Origin of the sequence: Methylobacterium sp. Leaf87 (genome assembly GCF_001422775.1) — a bacterium.
Lineage (GTDB): Bacteria > Pseudomonadota > Alphaproteobacteria > Rhizobiales > Beijerinckiaceae > Methylobacterium.
Genome location: NZ_LMMI01000003.1, coordinates 67,040 through 84,857 on the forward strand (window position 1 = coordinate 67,040; position 17,818 = coordinate 84,857).

General features: G+C 70.3%; 18 protein-coding genes. 13 read left to right on the top strand and 5 right to left on the bottom strand.

The window, feature by feature from the left end; genetic code table 11:
• Positions 1-13: 13 nt before the first annotated feature.
• The 5 genes from ASF22_RS03190 to ASF22_RS03210 form a co-directional block, all read right to left on the bottom strand.
• Entirely contained in the window at positions 14-928 is a 915-nt protein-coding gene (locus tag ASF22_RS03190) for a RimK family alpha-L-glutamate ligase (protein ID WP_056175168.1), read from the bottom strand.
• Positions 929-1,197: 269 nt separating this feature from the next.
• Positions 1,198-2,184: a methenyltetrahydromethanopterin cyclohydrolase gene (mch, locus tag ASF22_RS03195; RefSeq protein WP_056175171.1), complete on the bottom strand. Its 987-nt coding sequence runs from the start codon at positions 2,182-2,184 to the stop codon at positions 1,198-1,200.
• A complete protein-coding gene (locus tag ASF22_RS03200; RefSeq protein WP_056261382.1) occupies positions 2,181-3,347 on the bottom strand; it encodes an ATP-grasp domain-containing protein in 1,167 nt (388 codons plus the stop codon). The genes mch and ASF22_RS03200 overlap by 4 nt, the downstream gene beginning before the upstream one ends.
• 36 nt (positions 3,348-3,383) lie before the next feature.
• Positions 3,384-4,277 carry an NAD(P)-dependent methylenetetrahydromethanopterin dehydrogenase gene (locus ASF22_RS03205; protein WP_056175176.1) on the bottom strand — a complete coding sequence of 298 codons (894 nt, stop codon included), beginning with the start codon at positions 4,275-4,277 and terminating at the stop codon, positions 3,384-3,386.
• 125 nt (positions 4,278-4,402) lie between these two features.
• Positions 4,403-5,392 (bottom strand): beta-ribofuranosylaminobenzene 5'-phosphate synthase family protein, encoded by a 990-nt coding sequence (locus ASF22_RS03210; protein ID WP_056261385.1) that lies wholly within the window; start codon positions 5,390-5,392, stop codon positions 4,403-4,405.
• A 366-nt stretch (positions 5,393-5,758) separates the two neighbouring features.
• On the opposite strand from ASF22_RS03210, the gene ASF22_RS03215 reads away from it, so the two are divergent.
• The 13 genes from ASF22_RS03215 (at position 5,759) to ASF22_RS03275 (ending at position 17,788) form a co-directional block, all read left to right on the top strand.
• The gene (locus tag ASF22_RS03215) at positions 5,759-6,838 is read left to right on the top strand and encodes a hypothetical protein (protein WP_056261387.1); all 1,080 of its coding nucleotides are present in this window, start codon (positions 5,759-5,761) and stop codon (positions 6,836-6,838) included.
• Complete coding sequence (locus ASF22_RS03220; protein WP_056261392.1) at positions 6,832-8,475, top strand: formylmethanofuran dehydrogenase subunit A; 1,644 nt, start codon at positions 6,832-6,834, stop codon at positions 8,473-8,475. The genes ASF22_RS03215 and ASF22_RS03220 overlap by 7 nt, the downstream gene beginning before the upstream one ends.
• 51 nt (positions 8,476-8,526) lie before the next feature.
• Entirely contained in the window at positions 8,527-9,483 is a 957-nt protein-coding gene (fhcD, locus tag ASF22_RS03225) for a formylmethanofuran--tetrahydromethanopterin N-formyltransferase (protein WP_056175188.1), read from the top strand.
• Entirely contained in the window at positions 9,480-10,277 is a 798-nt protein-coding gene (locus tag ASF22_RS03230; protein ID WP_056261396.1) for a formylmethanofuran dehydrogenase subunit C, read from the top strand. Before fhcD ends, ASF22_RS03230 begins: the two co-directional genes overlap by 4 nt.
• A gap of 98 nt (positions 10,278-10,375) precedes the next feature.
• Complete coding sequence (locus tag ASF22_RS03235) at positions 10,376-10,627, top strand: hypothetical protein (protein ID WP_244473867.1); 252 nt, start codon at positions 10,376-10,378, stop codon at positions 10,625-10,627.
• 144 nt (positions 10,628-10,771) lie between these two features.
• Positions 10,772-12,382: a HAMP domain-containing sensor histidine kinase gene (locus ASF22_RS03240; protein ID WP_056175193.1), complete on the top strand. Its 1,611-nt coding sequence runs from the start codon at positions 10,772-10,774 to the stop codon at positions 12,380-12,382.
• On the top strand, positions 12,379-13,083 hold the full coding sequence (locus tag ASF22_RS03245; RefSeq protein ID WP_056095386.1) for a response regulator transcription factor: 705 nt from the start codon (positions 12,379-12,381) through the stop codon (positions 13,081-13,083). The genes ASF22_RS03240 and ASF22_RS03245 overlap by 4 nt, the downstream gene beginning before the upstream one ends.
• A gap of 183 nt (positions 13,084-13,266) precedes the next feature.
• A complete protein-coding gene (pqqA, locus tag ASF22_RS03250; protein ID WP_018043604.1) occupies positions 13,267-13,356 on the top strand; it encodes a pyrroloquinoline quinone precursor peptide PqqA in 90 nt (29 codons plus the stop codon).
• A gap of 45 nt (positions 13,357-13,401) precedes the next feature.
• Entirely contained in the window at positions 13,402-14,301 is a 900-nt protein-coding gene (gene pqqB / locus ASF22_RS03255; RefSeq protein WP_056261400.1) for a pyrroloquinoline quinone biosynthesis protein PqqB, read from the top strand.
• A 191-nt stretch (positions 14,302-14,492) separates the two neighbouring features.
• The gene (gene pqqC / locus ASF22_RS03260; RefSeq protein WP_056261404.1) at positions 14,493-15,575 is read left to right on the top strand and encodes a pyrroloquinoline-quinone synthase PqqC; all 1,083 of its coding nucleotides are present in this window, start codon (positions 14,493-14,495) and stop codon (positions 15,573-15,575) included.
• Positions 15,572-16,729, top strand: a complete 1,158-nt coding sequence (gene pqqE / locus ASF22_RS03265; protein ID WP_056261407.1) for a pyrroloquinoline quinone biosynthesis protein PqqE — start codon at positions 15,572-15,574, stop codon at positions 16,727-16,729. Before pqqC ends, pqqE begins: the two co-directional genes overlap by 4 nt.
• Positions 16,726-17,436 carry a hypothetical protein gene (locus tag ASF22_RS03270; RefSeq protein WP_244474190.1) on the top strand — a complete coding sequence of 237 codons (711 nt, stop codon included), beginning with the start codon at positions 16,726-16,728 and terminating at the stop codon, positions 17,434-17,436. The genes pqqE and ASF22_RS03270 overlap by 4 nt, the downstream gene beginning before the upstream one ends.
• Positions 17,417-17,788 (top strand): hypothetical protein, encoded by a 372-nt coding sequence (locus ASF22_RS03275; protein ID WP_056261413.1) that lies wholly within the window; start codon positions 17,417-17,419, stop codon positions 17,786-17,788. Before ASF22_RS03270 ends, ASF22_RS03275 begins: the two co-directional genes overlap by 20 nt.
• Positions 17,789-17,818: the final 30 nt, after the last annotated feature.

Consider the following 17,818-nt stretch of genomic DNA (forward strand, 5'->3'; position numbering starts at 1 on the left):
ATCCCCGGAGCCCTCATCCCAGGGCCGAGACGAGGCGCGGGGGCCGCGCCGTCCGCACGGCGGCGAGGAAGCCGCGCGCGACCGCGAGCGCGATGTCGACCTCGACGACCTTCTGCAGGCCCGACCAGGCCGGCATCGAGTTGACCTCGAGGACGAGGAAGCCGCCCTCCCCGTCCTCGACGAGATCGATTCCGGTGTAGTCGACCCCCACCGCCGCCGCGGCACGCTCGGCGAGCTCGGCCGCCGCGGGCGGCATGGTCCAGGGCAGCGGCCGACCCCCGCGGTGGACATTGGTGATCCAGCCGTCGCCCTCGCGGATCATCGCCGCGATGGCGCGGCCCTCGCAGACGAACACCCGGTAGTCGCGCCACAGGCCGTCGCTGCGGGCGACGTAGCGCTGGAGATAGTAGACCCGGGACACCGCGTCCTCGCCCGGCAGATCGTCGGGGGTCTCGATGAGCTGGAGCCCCTCCCCTTGCGAGCCGAACAGGGGCTTCAGCACCAGGGGCCGGCCGGGACCGGCCTCGCGGGCCACGATCTCGGCCGCCGCCGCGCGCTTGGAGACCACGAAGGTGTCGGGCGTCGGCAGGCCGGCGCGGTCGATGAGCAGGCTCGTCATCGCCTTGTCGACGGAGCGCTCGATGGAAGCGGGCGAGTTCCACACGGTGGTGCCCGAGGCGACGAGGGCGTGGAGCACGCCCAGCCGCATGGTGGTGGCCTCGAAGGTGCCGCCGGCCACGGTCCGCAGCAGGACGCCGTCCGGCAGGGCGTCGGGAAAACCCGGCACCCGCAGGGGCTCCCGTCCGCCCGTCCGGATGGCGACGTCGGCCAGGGAGAACAGCACCGGCTCCGCACCGAGATGCTCCAGGGCGGCCTTCAAGCGCGCCTTGTGCCAATTGCCGTTGTCGGCCGCGAGCCCGATCCGCATTGTCTTGTTCTCACACGATATCCGGATTGATCCGGCCGGGCTGCCGCGCAGTCCCCTCGTCCCGCTTGCGGGGAGTGGACCGTGCCGATCCTGTCGTCGTCACGGCGAGGCGGCAGTCGAGGGTGAGGGGGCGTCAGCGAAGGAGTCTCGTCCGGAGACACCCCCTCACCCTCGCTTCGGCTGGCGCCGTCGCTGGCCGCCGGGGTCCATGCGGCCCTCTCCCCGCCCGGCGGGGAGAGGGGGCAGGCGCCCTGCCCCCGTGATCCACGTCAGCCGAACGAGGCTTCCACCAGCTCCGGCATCAGCCGGCCGCCGCGAAAACTCTTGCCCGTGGTGACGGAGGTGACGATGACCTCGGCCGGGCTGAACAGGGCCCCGTCGATCTTGTAGAAATCGCCGTTCACCCGGCCGAAGATGTCGGCGAAGGGCGCGCCGTGGTCGGCCGAGGTGGTCGACGGCAGCTGCTCGGCGAGTTGGCGGGCGTCCGCCTCGTCGGCCTCGACGTAGAGGTGAACCCGGCCGCCGTAGATGATGGCGTCGTTGGTGCGGCCCATGGCCTGGATGAAGTCCGGGTGCTGGGGCGACAGCGGCGCCGAGCCGAGCCCGTCGACGATCTTGTGCAGGTCGAACCCGACGGTGTGAGCCTTGTGCAGAGCGACTTCGAGGACGCGGGCGACCACCTGGGTCGCGCCCGCGAGACTCTGGGTCGGGGCGTAGATGAAGGTGAGCTGCGCCGGGCTGAGGCCCGTGGCCTCGGCCACCTTGGCGATCACGGAGGCCGGCGGGCCGCCGGCGGCTTCGAGCACCAGGGCGGTCTGGGTGGCGGTGTCCTTGTAGCCGAGCTCGGCGTAGAGGTCCTCCACCACGGCGACGGCGCGGCCTGGGCCGGAGCCGAGGGCGAAGAAGCCGGAATCCCCGGTCTCGTCGGCGAGCGACCAGCCCGCATACTGGCTGCCGAGGCAGGCGATGACCGGATCGGACGAGTGCACCACCACGGAGTACGGCCAGGCCGCGACGGGGCCGGACGGCGCGATGGTGACGGTGCCGAGGCCGCCGAGGCAGATCTCGGCAATGCGGCGGCCGGCCTCGATGGAGCCGCGCACGGAGGCGCCGGCATCGACCATGCGGGCGCCGTCCTGCGTGGTCACGGCGAGGCGCAGCAGGCCGGCATCGGCGACGAGGCGCTCGACCAGGGGAGCGGTGAGCGCATTGACGCTCGGATAGGGGCTTTTGGGCGCGGTCGGACGCGTGGTCATGGGTGTTCCTCCGTCAGATCGAGCAGGGTCCGCAATCGGGCAGCCCGGCCTCGCAACATCTCTCTCGTGGCGGCCGAGTCCGTCCCCGTTGCGAACAGGGTACACAGGGGCGCGTCGCGCGCCACCGTGCTGCCGGATCTTGGGCGATCGCGCACGAAATCCGGCCAGTCGAGCGGCGGCATCGGCGCGTAGCCGGTGGCCGCGTAACAGATTTCCGTGGCCGCCGCATCCACCGGCGCTTCCTCCACGGCAGGCAGGCGGCCGAGGCTCGCCGCGATGTGATGGGCGAGCAGCGGCGTCGGGCGCCGGTCGAGGACGTCGAGGGTGGCGCCGGGGCGCGGGTTGATCTCGGTGAGCCACCAGTGTTCATCGGACACGAGCAGGTCGGCGCTGGCGAGGCCCCGCAGCCCGGTTTCCAAGACGATGCGTTCGACCGCCTCGGCGATCCGGTCGACCATGCGCGGGGCGAGGGCCGGCCCCTCGTGGCGCGCACGCTCCACGGCGCCGGCATAGCGGAACGGGCGCAGGGGCGTGGGTGCGCTCCACTGCTCCGTGACGCCGACGACGGCGATGTTCCGGCCGTCCGCCAGGAAGGCCAGGGCATGGGCCCGGCCCGGTACGCGGGCCTGGAAATAGGCGCCGGGTGGCGCCGGCCCGGCGGTCGCCGCCCGGATATGGGTGCCGCCCGAGCCGCCGGCCCGCTTCAGGAGCCATCCGGCCCGGTCGGGCACGGGATCGCGGGTGACGGCGGGATGGGGCACGCCGAGATGGGCGCACAGGCCCGCGAAGCCGAGCGGGTCCTTGAGGCGCGCGACCGTGTCGGGCGCTGCGCCGAGGAGGCGGAAGCGCGCCGCGAGGGCGGCCATGAGATCGGGCGTACCCTCGAAACCGCTGCCGAGGACGAGCCCGACCGGTGGCCGGTCGGCCAGGGCGGACAGGGCATCGAGGTCCGCGCTCACATCCCGCCCGCCGAGGCGCCCGTCGCCGAACCGGCCCGATGCGCGGCGGTGGTGCTCGGCGAGGTCGAGGGTGTCGTCGTCGCCGAACAGGTCGAGGACCAGCGGGCGAAACCCCGCCCGTCGCGCCGCCTGAGCGAGGGCACGACCGGATTGGGCGGCGACGAGGAGCGTGTCGCCCGTCGCAGCGCCTGCGGGACCGGACAGGGCGCGCGCCTCGCCGATGGGGACGGGCCGAACCGGTTAGCCCGCGACCTCGACGGCCACCGTGTAGGCATCGCGAAAATCGAGGCAGAGGGGCTCCTTGGCCTCGAGCATGCGGCGGAACAGGCGCGACTGGGTCTGGTACTTCACGTTGCCCACCGCCAGCGCGCCGATGCCGACGCCCTTGCCCACCGGCAGGGGCACGTCGACGGCGTTGACGTCGATCCCGGCGATGCCGGCCGGGGGGACGGCGTTGACGTCGGAGGCCACGAGGAGGTTCGGCGCGGATTCGAGATCCTCTGCCGTGAGGATCGAGACCCCGGCGGGGCCGGCCGAGAGGATCACGTCGGCCTTCGTGATGGCGGCGCGCCGGGCCTCCACGGTGGACCCGTCCACGGACCCGACCTCGACGCCGAAGCGCCAGCGCATGGTGTGGGCGATCTTGCTGACGCGCTCCTCGCCGTCATGGCCGACGATGGTGGTCTCGGCCCCGTTGAGCGCCCCGATCACCGCCGCCACGTAGGCGACGACGCCGGCCCCGCCGAAGATCACGATGCGCTTGCCGGCGAGCTCCGTGTCGAACTTCGCCTTCAGGGCGCGGGTCACCTCGGCGACCATGGCCGCCCCCGTTGTGAAGGAGCCGGCCGGGTCGGCGAAGATGTGGTTGGCGAACGGCGGCACCAGGGCCTTCTTGGCCCGGTCGACCATGTCGAGGGCCTCCTCGGCGTTCTTGCCGGCGATGAAGATGCCCGTGCGCGTCCCGTCCTGGGGCGAGCGCGAAAAGATCGAATCCTGCACCAGGGACGTGACGTCGGGCAGGCTCGCGCCCGTGTAGGTCGCGATGGTCTCGAACCCGGCATCGACGGCCATGTTCACGTCGAACGGGCTCATGTGCTTGAGGGGCGTGATCATGTGCAGGATCGAGCGGGCCATGGCGGGTTTCCCTCCGTGCGGTCGCAGTCAGTTCCAGAAGACTTGCCCCGAGCGTGCGCCGGGGTGGTGAAATGTCAAAGCCGGTCGTTGCGACGCCGGTCAAGGATCGGAGTAGGCCGCCCGCCTTAAAGCGGCGTCACCGTGGCGCCGGTGTTTCGCCCGCGTGCGATGAGGAAGCGCAACGGGCCGGGCTGCTCCAGGGACGCGACGAGGCGGCGCGCCACGTCCTCCGACGGCACCAGGGCGAAGCCCGTCGGCCCCCACGAACTCTGCCCATAGCCGCTGATCCCCTGCGCCGCGACGGCGGAGAGCGCCTCGGCCACGGCGGGGCTGGCGTAGCGCCCCCCCTGGTGGGGGGCGAAATGGTCGCCGATGAGGCGCTGGATCCGGGTGATGCCGGCGCCGAATCCTTCGGGTTCGGCGGTGGCGGCGGCGGGCAGCACCTGCATGAGGACGAGGCGGCAGATCTCGGCGGCCTGAGCCTCGGGAAAGCGCGGCAGATCGCGAAAGGCCTCGGTCTCGTGGGTGCCGTGGACGCCGGTCATGCCGGTGTCGAGGATGAGGACGACGCGCCAGGCCTCTGGATAGTCGAGCCGCGCGATCACGGGTGGGGGCGTGCCGAGGCCGTCGCGGCCCCCGTCGACGATGAGTCCCCCTTGCGTGAACGCCGCTAGGCCGACGCCGGAGCGGTTGCCCCGGTCGAGGGCGTCGGCGAAGGCCTCCGGCGCGAAGGCCCGGCGGGCGAGGCGGGCCAGGGCCGCCGCGACGGCCAGCGCCAGCTGCGTGCCGGAACCGAAGCCCGCATGGGCGGGCATCGTCTCCTCGACGGTCAGTGCCGCGTGGCCCTCGATCCCGAGATGGCCGGCCGCCGCCAGGGCGTAGCCGTGCGCCCGCGCGGCTTCTGGGCCCGTCACCGTCAGGCTGGTCGCTGCGCGCGCCGTGAGGGTGACGGCCGGGGCGTCGAGGGCGAGGCCGAGGCTGCCGAAGCGTCGACCGAGCCCGCCGTGCAGGTCGAGGAAGCCGAAATGCAGGCGGCCCGGCGCGTGCACCCGCACGCCCCGCGTCGCCACGTCGTCCCCTGCCCCGTCCCCTGCCCCATCCGGGATCTGTGTCACGTCGATCCCTCTCGATCCTGCGGGCCGCATCATACGGCTCGGTCAATCGCGTCGCTGCGGAGCGGATTGCCCGGCAGCGGGCTTCTCCCACGGAGCGCGGACGCCTCGCAAGCGCCGCGAGCGCATCCATCCTCCGGCCTGCATCGCGCGGAGTCCGTCGGAAGTTTCGGTGCTGGGGCAAGTCAAAGCTCGGGCAAGCCAAAAAATTCCAGCCTCAATCGGTTCGGCGTCGGCCCCGGGACTTGCTTGGGGCGTCGCCCCGATGCAAACGTGCCGCCCGATCGTTCTGGACTGGCTCAGTCCCGCCGTGCGCGACCCCTGTTTTCGTGGTGTGTGCCGGGCTCTCGATTTTCCAAGGTGCAAAGTATGGCGGCCTGGGTGAAGGGTGGTGCGACGGATGCGGACGCAGCGGTGGAAGCCGCCGCGACCCTCCTCGCTGCGGCGCGCACGCCCATCGTGGCGGGCCTCTGTGCCGAGCTGAGCGCCGTGCGGGCGGCCTATCATCTCGCCGATGCCATCGGCGCTTCCGTCGATCCCGTGGCGGGCACGAGCCTCTACGCCGAACTGGGCTCCCTGAGCCGGACCGGCGGGATGCTGACCACACCGGCCGAGACCACGGGCCGGGCGGATGCTGTCCTCATCGTCGGCAACGCGCCGTGGGACCGGCCCATCGTCGGGGAGCTTGCTAAATCCGCGCCGACGCGGGGACGCGCCGCCGGGGCCGAGCGCACCCTCCTGTCGCTGGGCGGTCCGGGCAACGGCGCGACCCGGCACGTGGCCTATCCGGCCGAGGCCGGTGGTCTCGCGGTCTCCGTCGCGCATCTGCGCGCCTACCTGAAGGGGCATCTCGCGGGTGAGACCGCCTATGGCGATCTCGCCAAGCGTCTCGCCGCCGCCCAGTACGGCGTCGTCCTGTACGACGCGGCCGAGCTCGGCGAACTCGGCGTCGAGATGCTCCAAGGCATGGTCAAGGACCTCAACGAGGTCACGCGCTTCTTCGCCCTGCCCGTCTCCGACCCGTTCCAGGGCCGTGCCCTCCTCCAGCTCGCGGCCTGGATTACTGGCCAGGCCCCCCGCGTCGGGTTCGGCCGCCACGTGCCCGAGCACGATCCCTGGCGCTTCGACAGCGCCCGCCAGATCGCCGCCGGCGAGGCCGATGCCGCCCTGTGGCTCGCCTCCCTCCCCGCGCCCCGGCCGGACTGGCTGGGCACCCTGCCCGCCATCGCCATCGTCGGCGAGGGTAGCCCCGAGGCCACGGGCGACGCCGCCGAGATCGTCATCGCCGTCGGCGTGCCGGGCGAGAGCGCCGGCGGTGCCCTGTGGAACGACCGGCGGGCCACCGTCACGTACGCGCCGCCCACGGGCCCGTCGGCCGAACTGACGGCCGCCGGCGTGCTCGGCGCCATCCAGGACCGACTCGTAGAGATGAAGGCCGCCTCATGCTGATCCGCATCCAGGGGGGACGGGTCGTCGATCCGACGGCCGGACGCGACGCCGTCGGCGACGTCTGGATCGAGAACGGCCGGGTCGTCGCCGCCTCCGAACGCACGCCCGACCAGACCATAGACGCCACGGGCTGCGTGGTGATGGCCGGCGGCGTCGAGGTCCATTCGCACATAGCCGGCGGCAACGTGGTGATGAGCCGCCTGCTCCTGCCGGAGCTCTACACCAGCGAGGCGGCCCCCGAGGGCCATCCCTTCGCGCATGCGGGCGGCTCGGCCGCCTGGATCGGCGCGAACTATGCGCGGATGGGCTACACCATCGCGGTCGAGCCGGCGATGCCGCCGGCGAGCGCCCTCTCGACCCAGCTCGAACTCGCCGACATTCCGCTGCTCGATCGCGGCGCCCTCACGGTGATGGGCAACGACGACCACCTGCTCCAGCTCCTGCGCCAGCGCGAGGGCAAGGCGGCGGTGCGCGACCTCGTCGCGCTTGCGGTCGCCACCTCGCGGGGGCTGGGCGTCAAGTGCATCAACGCGGGCGGCGCCTCGGCCTTCAAGGACGGGATGCTGAAGCTCAGCCTCGACGAGGACATTCCCGTCTACGGCCTGTCCACCCGCAAGATCATGACGGCCCTGCTCGATGCGGTCGAGGAGATCGGCGTGCCGCACCCGCTGCACGTCCATTGCAACAACCTCGGCATTCCGGGCGCCGACGAGTCGTTCGTGGACACCCTCGAAGCGGCGGAAGGCCGGCGCATCCACTTCGCCCACGCCCAGTTCTACGCCTACGGCGTCGCCGATCCCGAGAATCCGGCCACCGGTGGATTCCGCTCGGCGGCCGAGCGCATCACCGAGGCGATGGAGAAGCACCCCAACGCCACCTTCGACGTCGGCCAAGTCGCCTTCGGCCAGACCGTGACCATCTCGCTCGACATCCTGCGCCAGTTCGCGGGCCGCAAGGGTGCCAATCCGAAGAAATGGATCCTCACGGCGGGGGACGCGGAAGGCGGCGGCGTCGTGCCGTTCCTCTACAAGCCGCGCGGCGCCGTCAGCTCCCTGCAATGGGCCATCGGCCTGGAGCTCATGCTGCTCTCCAAGGAGCCGGAGCGCACGATCCTGACGACGGACCATCCCAATGGCGGTCCGTTCACGGATTACCCGCACATCATCCATTTGCTGATGGACAAGGAGAAGCGCGACCGCGAGATCGCCGGCCTCCATAAAGTCATCGGCGAGCGCTCGGGCCTGTGCGCCATCGAGCGCGAGTACAGCTTCTCCGAGATCGCGCAGCTCACCCGCTCGGGCCCGGCCAAGCTCCTCGGGCTAATGGATCGCGGCCACCTGCGCGAGGGCGCGCGGGCCGACGTCGCCATCTATCGCGACGATCGGGATCGCACGGCGATGTTCGCCCGGGCGAAGTACGTGCTCAAGGACGGGGTGACCATCGTCGAGGACGGCGAGGTCGTGGCCTGGACCTCCGGGCACACCCTCGAACTCACCGTCGAGTCCGACAAGGCCATGGTCGCCCGCTCGGAGACTTACCTGCAGGACCGCTTCGGCGCGGGCCTGAGCTCCTTCAAGGTGCCGGACGAGGCCTTCCCGAAGGCGGACGTGTTCGAGGAGGTCGCATGTCTGGCTTGAAGGACATGTCCGGCTTGAAGGATGGGCGTCGCGTGAGGACCGGTGGCTGACATGACGGAACTCACCCTCAACGGGATCCCGGTGATCGACACCTTCGCCGAGGCGTTCGACGTCGCCGGCACGGCGATCATCATCACCAACGATACGGCGAAGTGGGCGATGATCGCCGCCGTCACCATGACGGGGTTCGCCACGTCCGTGATCGGCTGTGGCGCCGAGGCCGGCATCGATTGCGAACTGTCGCCCGAGGAGACGCCGGACGGGCGCCCCGGCGTGCGCGTCCTGCTGTTCGGCTTCGAACCGAACGGCCTGAAGGACCAGCTCCTCAAGCGCGTCGGCCAGTGCATCCTCACCTGCCCGGGCACCGCGTGCTACGCCGGCGTCGACGGCCCCACGAAAATAAAACTCGGCGGCGCCATCCGCTACTTCGGCGACGGGTTCGCCGTGGCCAAGCGCCTGCCCGATCCCATCACCGGCCAGTCGCGCCGCTACTGGCGCATCCCGGTCATGGACGGCGAGTTCCTGTGCGAGGACTTCGTCCGCGCCGTGGACGGGGCGGTCGGCGGCGGCAACCTGCTGTTCCTCGGCCGCAACCACGCCGAGACCCTGAAGGTCGCCGAGATCGCCGTCGATGCCGCCCGCACGGTCTCGGGCGCGATCCTGCCCTTCCCCGGCGGTATCGTCCGTTCGGGCTCGAAGGTCGGCGCGCGCACCAAGGGCATGATGGCCTCGACCAACGACGCCTATTGCCCGACCCTGAAGGGTCGGGCCGGCACCGAACTCTCGGCCGACGTCGGCGTGGTGCTGGAGATCGTCATCGACGCCCTGACCTCGCACGGGGTCGCCGAATCCATGCGCGCGGCCCTGCATGCGGCCACCGAGGCCGGCGCGGCCCACGGGCTCGTGGCGGTCACGGCCGGCAATTACGGCGGCAATCTCGGCCGCCATCACTACCACTTGAAGGACCTGCTCTCGAAGGAGCCGGCGAGCGAGGCTGGAGCGGCATGAGCACCCTCACCCTGCGCCAGGAGCCGCCGGAGCGGCTCGATTTCCTGCACGTCACCCCCCTGTCCCTCAGCGGACTCAGCGAGGCCGAGGCGGCGAAGCTCCCCGTCGGCACCAGCCGCCGGGGTCTGACCCTCGGCGACTGCTTCACCATCGCCCTCGACGGCTCCGAGGATCTCGTCATCGAGGGCGGCTCGTCGCGCCTCGACCGGGTCGGCGCTTCGCTGGACGGCGGCAGCATCCGGGTCGTCGGCGATGTCGGCCAGCGCCTCGGCGCGGGCATGCGGAACGGCACTGTCACGGTCACCGGCTCGGCCGGTCCATTCGCGGGGTCGGGGGCCACCGGCGGCACCATCACCATCGAGGGCGATGCGGGCGACCATGCCGGCGGGGCGGTCTACGCCGCCAAGGCCGGTCTCGACGGCGCCACCCTGATCATCAAGGGCGCGGCGGGGGATCACCTCGGAGACCGCATGCGGCGCGGCCTCATCCTCGTCGGGGCGGCCGGGGCCCATGCGGGCTCGCGGATGATCGCCGGCACCATCGCGGCGACCTCCGTGGGCGACCACCCGGGCTTCGGCATGCGCCGCGGCACGATCCTCACGGGCGGCGTCGGTGCCCTCAGCCCGAGCTTCGTCGAGACCGGGACCCACGACCTCGTGTTCCTGCGCCTCCTCGCCCGGTCGCTGCGGCCCCTGAGCCCGGCCCACGCCGACCTCGCCGCCGGGGCGCTCACCCGGTACTCGGGCGATCTCGCGACCCTGGGCAAGGGGGAGCTCTGGGTATTGGCCGCCTGACGGCGGCTGCGACAGTCGTTCAGCCCCGGAACGAGGGCTACTATATTGCGTAAATCTCCCGTGCGGGCGACCTTTCCGTCCCGCCGGGAAGCATCATCGTGCTGGCCCGCGCGTCCAGTCCGACGCATTCCAAGGCGCAGCCGATGCTCATCCTGCTCTCGATCTGTCTCCTGTCCGAGCCGACACGTTGCCGCGAGGACCGGATCGATCTCTCGTTCGAGGCCCGCAGCCCAGCCGTGTGTCTGCGCAACTCCCAGAGCGCGCTGGCCAAATGGCAGGCGGAGCATCCGGAATGGCAGGTGAACCGCTGGCGCTGCGCCGTACGGGGGACCGTTCCGCGCGATCTGTGATCGCGTCGCGAACCCCGTCCCTCGCCGGCTGAGCCGCTGCACTTGCGAAAACTGGCTTTCTGCGCCTAGACATCCGCCATGCGCGACGATGATCTGCGGATCATCTGTCGTGCATGGGAGGAAGTGGCAAGAATTGGCCGAACAATGCGCTCGCTGAAGGTTCGGTTCGCCCTGCTCCTCGGCAGCACGGCCCTGCTCGTCGTCCTGGCGGCCCTCGGCGTGCTGTGGTCGATCGGGGCGGCGGAGCGCACCATCGACCGGACCCTGGCGGCACAGGGGCGTCTCGAACTCCTGGTCGAATTGTCGGGCCGCATGACCCAGTACGGTCTCGCCGCCCTGGAGGCGGTGAGCAATCCGGACGCGCAGCCGGAAGGCCTGTCGGTTGCCCGCACCAACGTCGATCGCGCCCTGGTCGCCGTCGACGAGGCCCTGGGACGCAGCATCGCGGTCAGCGACGATCCCCTCGACCGGACGCAGTACGCCGCCCGTTCGCGCCCCCTGGCGCAGCTCCGCTCGGCTCGTGCCGTCCTCGACCGGCAGGTCGCCCAGATCTTGCGCCGGTCCGAGGACGAGCAGCGCAAGGGCGCGATCCGCGGCGCCCTCAACGGCTTCGGCGCCATGACCGGCCAGCCCCTCTCCTTCCTTATCGAAGTGGAGCGCCGTTCGATGATCGCGGGGTCGGATGCCGCGCGCGACCTGTCCGCGACCCTGCGGGTGGCGTCCCTGGCGGCGGTGGCGGCGGCGCTGGCCATCGTGTTCGGACTGTACCGGGCGGTGACGCGCCCGACGCTCGCGCGCATCGCGGCGGTGCGTCAGGCGGCGAGCGCCGTCGGCCGGGGCGAACTCGACACCCGCCTGTCCGTGGCGACCCGGGACGAGCTCGGCCTGCTCGTCGCGAACTTCAACCGCATGGCCGCCCGGCTCGCCCGGCGCGAGGGACGCCTCGCCGCCGACCGGGCCGCCCTGGAGGATACGGTCGCGGCCCGCACCACGGACCTGCGCGCCGCCAACGCGCGCCTGGAGGCCGTGGACCGTTCGCGCCGGCGGTTCTTCGCCGATGTCAGCCACGAGCTGCGTACGCCGCTCACCGTGATCCTGGGCGAATGCGACATCGCTGCCCGATCGGCCGGACGCCCCGGCATCGACTACGCGCCGGTGTTCTCCACCATCCGCAAGCGTGCCCTGCGGCTTCAGCGCCGGGTCGAGGATCTGCTCCGGGTGGCCCGTTCGGAATCCGGTCAGATCGAGCTCGACCGGCGGCCGGTCCTCGCCTCGGCGATCCTCGCCGACGCCGTCGAGGGCATGGCCTCCGAGGCGGCCCGCCGCCGCGTCGGCCTCGTCCTGGAACCCATCGCCACCGATGCGGTTCTCCTGGCCGACCGGGAATGGCTCCGTCAGGTTCTGGAAAGCCTGGTCGACAACGCGCTGCGGCATGCCCGCGGCCTGACCCGCGTCACCCTCGCGCTTTCGGTTTCCCTCGACGGCGTGGCGACCGTCACCGTCACGGATGACGGCCCCGGCTTTCCGGAGACGGGCGACGCCCTGTTCGAGCGCTTCCGTCGCGAAAGCCCGTCCGGCGAGAGCGGGTTCGGCATCGGCCTGGCCCTGGCGCGCTGGGTCGTGGAGCGGCATGATGGTGCGATCCGCTTGGGGGCCGGGCCTCAGGATCGCGGGGCGCAGGTCGCCCTCGCACTTCCCGTTTCCGACGAAGCAGCGTCGGCCTCCCATCGGACAGAGAAGGAAACCACGGCATGACGCGGGTCTTGATCGTCGAGGATGACAGCGACATTCGCGCCATGCTCGCGCGTGGCCTCGAGGCGGAAGGGTTCTCCGTGGGGGTCGCCGGCTGCGTCGACGATGCCCTCATCGCGGCGCGCGACTCGGCGCCGGAGGCCGTCGTCCTCGACATCACCCTGCCGGACGGCTCGGGCCACGATGTCTGCCGCTCGCTCCGCGAAGGCGGCTACCCCGGTCCGATCCTGTTCCTGTCTGCCCGCGACGAGGTCCGCGACCGCGCCGAAGGCCTGGCGCTGGGCGCCGACGACTACATCGTCAAGCCGTTCGTGTTCGACGAGCTCCTCGCCCGCCTGCAGACGCATCTCCTGCGCCGCAAGGAATCCGACGAGCCCCGCACCATCGTCACCGCCGGCCGCCTCGTCCTCGACCTCAACATCCGGCAGGTCGGCTTCGCGGATGCGACGGCGCGCCTCACCCCGCGCGAGGCCGAGCTCCTGGCGCTCCTCATGGACAAGGCCAACCAGCCGGTGTCGCGCGGCGACATCTTCGACAAGCTCTGGGCGGGCCAGGGTGGCCTGTCGCTGAATGTCGTCGATGTCTACGTGGGTTACCTGCGCACCAAGCTGTCGGACTTCGTTCGCTTGGGCGGCCCGGTCATCGTGACGGTCCGCGGACGCGGCTTCATGCTGGACCTCAAGGGACAGGATTTCCGGCACTGAGGGCGCGCCGCGTAAGCGCTTTCTGAGAGGATAGCGGGAGAAACCGGCAATTTAACGCTTGCCCTGCCGGGCGGAATTGTCGATATAGCTCCCGCGACAGAAACCACTGCGCCGTCAGTGTCTTACGATCTTCTTAAGGTCGATCGGGGCGCTGCTGTTCAAAAGAAACTCTGGAGAAACACCATGACCTGGGCTGCCCCCGTCGTTTCCGAGATCTGCGTTGGCATGGAAGTCACGAGCTACGAGTCGGCTGAGATCGATACCTTCAACTAAGGTTGTCGGAGCGAGCCTGAGGAGCGGGACAGCGTCGGTTCAGCCATGCATGTCGTGATCCTCGGCTCCGCCGCGGGCGGCGGCCTTCCCCAGTGGAATTGCCGCTGCCCCATCTGCTCCCTCGCCCGCGAGGATTCCACCCGCGTGAGGCCGCGGACCCAGTCGAGCATCGCTGTGTCCCCCGATGGGGATCGCTGGCTCCTGGTGAACGCCTCCCCCGATATCCGCCAGCAACTGTTCGACACTCCGGTGCTGCACCCGCGCGAGGGGCTGCGCCACTCGCCGATCCATGCCGTGCTGCTCACCAACGGCGACGTCGATCACGTCGCCGGCCTGCTGACCCTGCGCGAGGGCCAGCCCTTCACCCTCTACGGGACGGCCGGCATCCTCGATTCGGTGAACGCCAACCGGGTGTTCGACGTGATGGCCGACGGGGTCGTCGCGCGCGAATCCATCGGCCTCGATGCGGCCTTCGAGCCGGTGCCCGGGCTCACCGTCACCCTGTTCTCCGTGCCCGGCAAGGTGCCCCTCTGGCTCGAGGGGGAGACCGTGGACCTCGGCGCCGAGACCGAGACCACCGTCGGCGCGATGATCGAGGCGGGGGGCAAGCGGCTCGCCTACATTCCCGGCTGCGCCCGCGTCACCGACCGCCTCAAGGCCCAGATCACGGGCGTCGAGGCCCTGTTGTTCGACGGCACCGTTCTGCTCGACGACGACATGATCCGCGCCGGCGTCGGCACCAAGACCGGCTGGCGCATGGGCCATGTGCCGATGACGGGCGAGAACGGCTCCATCGCGGCGCTCGCCGACATCGAAATTGGCCATCGCGTCTTCGTGCACATCAACAACACCAATCCGGTGCTGGTCGAGGATTCGGCCGAGCGCGCCTCCGTCGAAGCCGAGGGCTGGACCGTGGCCCACGACGGTCTGAGCCTGTCCCTCTGACGGCCCGCGGCGGCCTGCACCGGACCCGGTCGCACCGATTGTCGGGTGGGACACGCTGGCAATTTACTGCCCCAGCACCTATGTGGTGCGCAATATAATTGCGTTCGTGGTGTCGTTGGCCTGACAGGGATCACGACACCATCTAGAAGAAGCGCCCAGGAAACGCCCACCGTTGGAGCCGGACAACGCCCATGACCGCGCCTTTCCCCACGCCCGTCGCCGATGAGACCCAGCGCCTCCTGAGCTCCGAGGAACTCGCGGCGGCCCTGCGCGACATCGGCGCGAAGCGCTACCACAACCTGCATCCGTTCCACCGCCTGCTGCACGACGGCGAATTGAACAAGGATCAGGTCCGCGCCTGGGCGCTCAACCGCTACTATTACCAAGCCATGATCCCCATCAAGGACGCGGCCGTGCTGGCGCGGATGGAGGATGCGAGTCTTCGCCGGATCTGGCGCCAGCGCATCGTCGATCACGACGGTGATGCGCCCGGCGACGGCGGCATCGAGCGTTGGCTCAGGCTCGCCGAGGGCGTCGGTTTTTCGCGAGCCTATGTGGAATCGACCGAAGGCATCCTCTCGGCGACCCGGTTCTCCGTGGACGCCTACGTCCACTTCGTGAAGGAGCGCTCGCTGCTGGAAGCCATCGCCTCCTCGCTCACCGAGATGTTCTCGCCGACCATCATTTCCGAGCGCGTCGCCGGGATGCTGAAGAACTACGACTTCATCACCAAGGACACCCTGGCCTACTTCGACAAGCGCCTCACCCAAGCGCCCCGCGACGCCGACTTCGCCCTCGACTACGTGCAGAAGCACGCCACCACCCCCGAGTTGCAGCGACAGGCGATGGCGGCGCTCACCTTCAAGTGCAACGTGCTGTGGACGCAGCTCGACGCCCTGTATTTCGCCTATGTCGCCCCAGGCCTCACCCCGCCCGACGCCTGGACCCCCGGCACCGGTCTCGTCCCCGAGACCGTGACCGCGCAGGCGGCCGGTACCGGCACGCTGGGTCCGCACGACGTGCCGCGCCTGCCGCGCGGCGTGCGCCTGCGCCACGACACCGTGCGCGGCGAGCACGTGCTGCTCGCCCCCGAGCGCACCTTCGACCTCGATGCCAACGCCGTGGCGGTGCTCGAATTCGTCGATGGGACCCGCACCGTGCGCGACATCGCCGGCCTGCTGGCGGAGAAATTCACCGCCGACCGCGCGGTGATCGAGGCCGATATCCTCGTCATGCTGAACGACCTCGCCACCAAACGGGTTCTTGAGCGATGAACGCGATCACGCCGACCGCCCCCGTCCTGCTGGCGCCCGTCGGGCTCCTGGCCGAACTGACGCATCGCTGCCCCCTGCGCTGTCCGTACTGCTCGAACCCGCTCGAACTCGACCGGCGCTCGGGCGAACTCGACACGGCGACGTGGCAGCGGGTGTTGACGGAGGCGGCGGCTTTGGGCGTGCTCCACGTCCACCTCTCCGGCGGCGAGCCGACGGCCCGCAACGACATCGTCGAGATCACTCAGACCTGCGCGAAGCTCGGCCTGTACTCGAACCTCATCACGTCCGGCGTCGGCGGAGCCCTGGCCAAGCTCGACGCCCTCTACGACGTCGGCCTCGACCACGTGCAGCTGTCGGTGCAAGGGGTCGATGCGGCCAATGCAGAAAAAATCGGCGGGTTGAAGAACGCGCAGCCGCAGAAAATGGCGTTCGCCGAGCGGGTGACCCAGCTCGGCCTGCCGCTGACGCTCAATTCCGTCATCCATCGCGGCAACATCCACGAGGTCGAGGGCTTCATCGATCTCGCCGTGAAGCTCGGGGCCAAGCGCCTGGAAGTGGCCCACACCCAGTATTACGGCTGGGCCTACGTCAACCGCGCCGCTCTGATGCCGAACAAGGCCGAGGTCGATCGCTCGATCCGCATCGTCGAGGCGGCGCGCGAGCGCCTCAAGGGCCAGCTCGTCATCGACCTCGTGGTGCCGGACTACTACGCGAAGTACCCCAAGGCCTGCGCCGGCGGCTGGGGACGCAAGCTCATGAACGTGACGCCGGCCGGCAAGGTGCTGCCGTGCCACGCCGCCGAGACCATCAAGCAGCTCGAGTTCTGGTACGTCACCGACCACTCGCTCGGCGACATCTGGGCGAACTCGCCGGCCTTCACCGCCTATCGCGGCACCGACTGGATGCAGGAGCCCTGTCGCTCGTGCGACCGGCGCGAGAAGGATTGGGGCGGCTGCCGCTGCCAGGCGTTGGCGCTCGCCGGCGACGCCGCCGCCACCGACCCGGCCTGCTCGCTCTCGCCGCTCCACGCCAAGGTGCGTGATCTCGCCACGGAAGAAGCGGCCGAGACCCCGCCCGACTACACCTACCGGACCATCGGCAGTAACGTGCAGCCCCACGTGCGTACGCCGCTCAACGAGGACGTGTCCCTTTGAAGTCTGCGACCCTTGCCGCACTGCTGATGCTGGCGGCCACCTCCGCCCTGGCCCAGAGCACGCCCCCGACCGAGGCTCCGGCCGTCGCCAAGGCCAGCACGGGCGCTCCGAACGCCTCCGACCTGCTGTTCGAGCGACCGCAGATGCAGAACGTGCCCCCCGGCACGAAGCTCACTTACGGCTACATCCGCCGCAGCGGGATCTCGAAGGGCCCGTTCGGGCCGCCCCTGGACGATACGATCAAGCTGGGCGTCGAGGCCGGACAGAGCGCGGACAGCCGTGATATCCGGGTCGAGATGTTCTCGGGTGCCAACCGCTTTCCCGCCGGCCCGTTCGAGAACATGCCGGGCAACCCCGTGATGACCCTGTTCCTGGAGCATCACCTCATCGACATGGCACGGGTGCTTTCGGCCAACCCCCGCTACATCAAGAATGCCATCCGCAAGGGGCTTCGCGACAACGCGACGGTGACGCCGACCACCATCGACTACAAGGGGCGGACCGTGTCCGCTTGGCGCATCGAGACGCAGCCTTTTCTGGACGATCGGATGAAGGAGCGCATGCGCGGGATGGAAAACATCCGCTATACTTTCGTGACGTCCGATTCCGTACCCGGCGAACTCGTCTCCATCGAGGCGCAGTCGAAGAACGCCGAGGGTGGCGAACTCCTGGAAGAGAACCTGACCTATGTTCCGAACGCTGGTTGAGCGTCTCGCCCTCCCCGCCCTTCTCGTCGCCGGCCTCGCCGGTCCGTTGCAGGCGACGGAGCTAGAGAACGACTATCCGACCGAGACCCGGGCCGATTACATCTTCGGCTGCATGGCGGCGAACGGCCAGTCCCGCGAATCCCTGTCGCGCTGCTCGTGCTCCCTCGATGCCCTAGCGTCGATCCTGCCCTACGACCGTTACGTCCAGGCCAGCACCGTGCTGTCCATGCGTCAGGGCATCGGTCAGCGCGCCAACGAGTTCAAGTCGACCAAGGTCTTCGACGACAAGGTCGCCGAGCTCCGCCGGGCGCAGGCCGAGGCCGAGATCCGCTGCTACCGCGGCGGCGCCTGACGATCCACACAGCGGGAACGCCCGGACCCG

Coding starts and splice junctions, on each gene's coding strand:
- ASF22_RS03230 (WP_056261396.1), top strand. CDS start 9,480: ATGAGCACCCTCACCCTGCGCCAGGAGCCGCCGGAGCGGCTCGATTTC.
- pqqA (WP_018043604.1), top strand. CDS start 13,267: ATGACCTGGGCTGCCCCCGTCGTTTCCGAGATCTGCGTTGGCATGGAA.
- ASF22_RS03220 (WP_056261392.1), top strand. CDS start 6,832: ATGCTGATCCGCATCCAGGGGGGACGGGTCGTCGATCCGACGGCCGGA.
- pqqE (WP_056261407.1), top strand. CDS start 15,572: ATGAACGCGATCACGCCGACCGCCCCCGTCCTGCTGGCGCCCGTCGGG.
- ASF22_RS03245 (WP_056095386.1), top strand. CDS start 12,379: ATGACGCGGGTCTTGATCGTCGAGGATGACAGCGACATTCGCGCCATG.
- ASF22_RS03275 (WP_056261413.1), top strand. CDS start 17,417: ATGTTCCGAACGCTGGTTGAGCGTCTCGCCCTCCCCGCCCTTCTCGTC.
- fhcD (WP_056175188.1), top strand. CDS start 8,527: ATGACGGAACTCACCCTCAACGGGATCCCGGTGATCGACACCTTCGCC.
- pqqC (WP_056261404.1), top strand. CDS start 14,493: ATGACCGCGCCTTTCCCCACGCCCGTCGCCGATGAGACCCAGCGCCTC.
- mch (WP_056175171.1), bottom strand. CDS start 2,184: ATGACCACGCGTCCGACCGCGCCCAAAAGCCCCTATCCGAGCGTCAAT.
- ASF22_RS03190 (WP_056175168.1), bottom strand. CDS start 928: ATGCGGATCGGGCTCGCGGCCGACAACGGCAATTGGCACAAGGCGCGC.
- ASF22_RS03240 (WP_056175193.1), top strand. CDS start 10,772: ATGCGCTCGCTGAAGGTTCGGTTCGCCCTGCTCCTCGGCAGCACGGCC.
- pqqB (WP_056261400.1), top strand. CDS start 13,402: ATGCATGTCGTGATCCTCGGCTCCGCCGCGGGCGGCGGCCTTCCCCAG.
- ASF22_RS03215 (WP_056261387.1), top strand. CDS start 5,759: ATGGCGGCCTGGGTGAAGGGTGGTGCGACGGATGCGGACGCAGCGGTG.
- ASF22_RS03205 (WP_056175176.1), bottom strand. CDS start 4,277: ATGGCCCGCTCGATCCTGCACATGATCACGCCCCTCAAGCACATGAGC.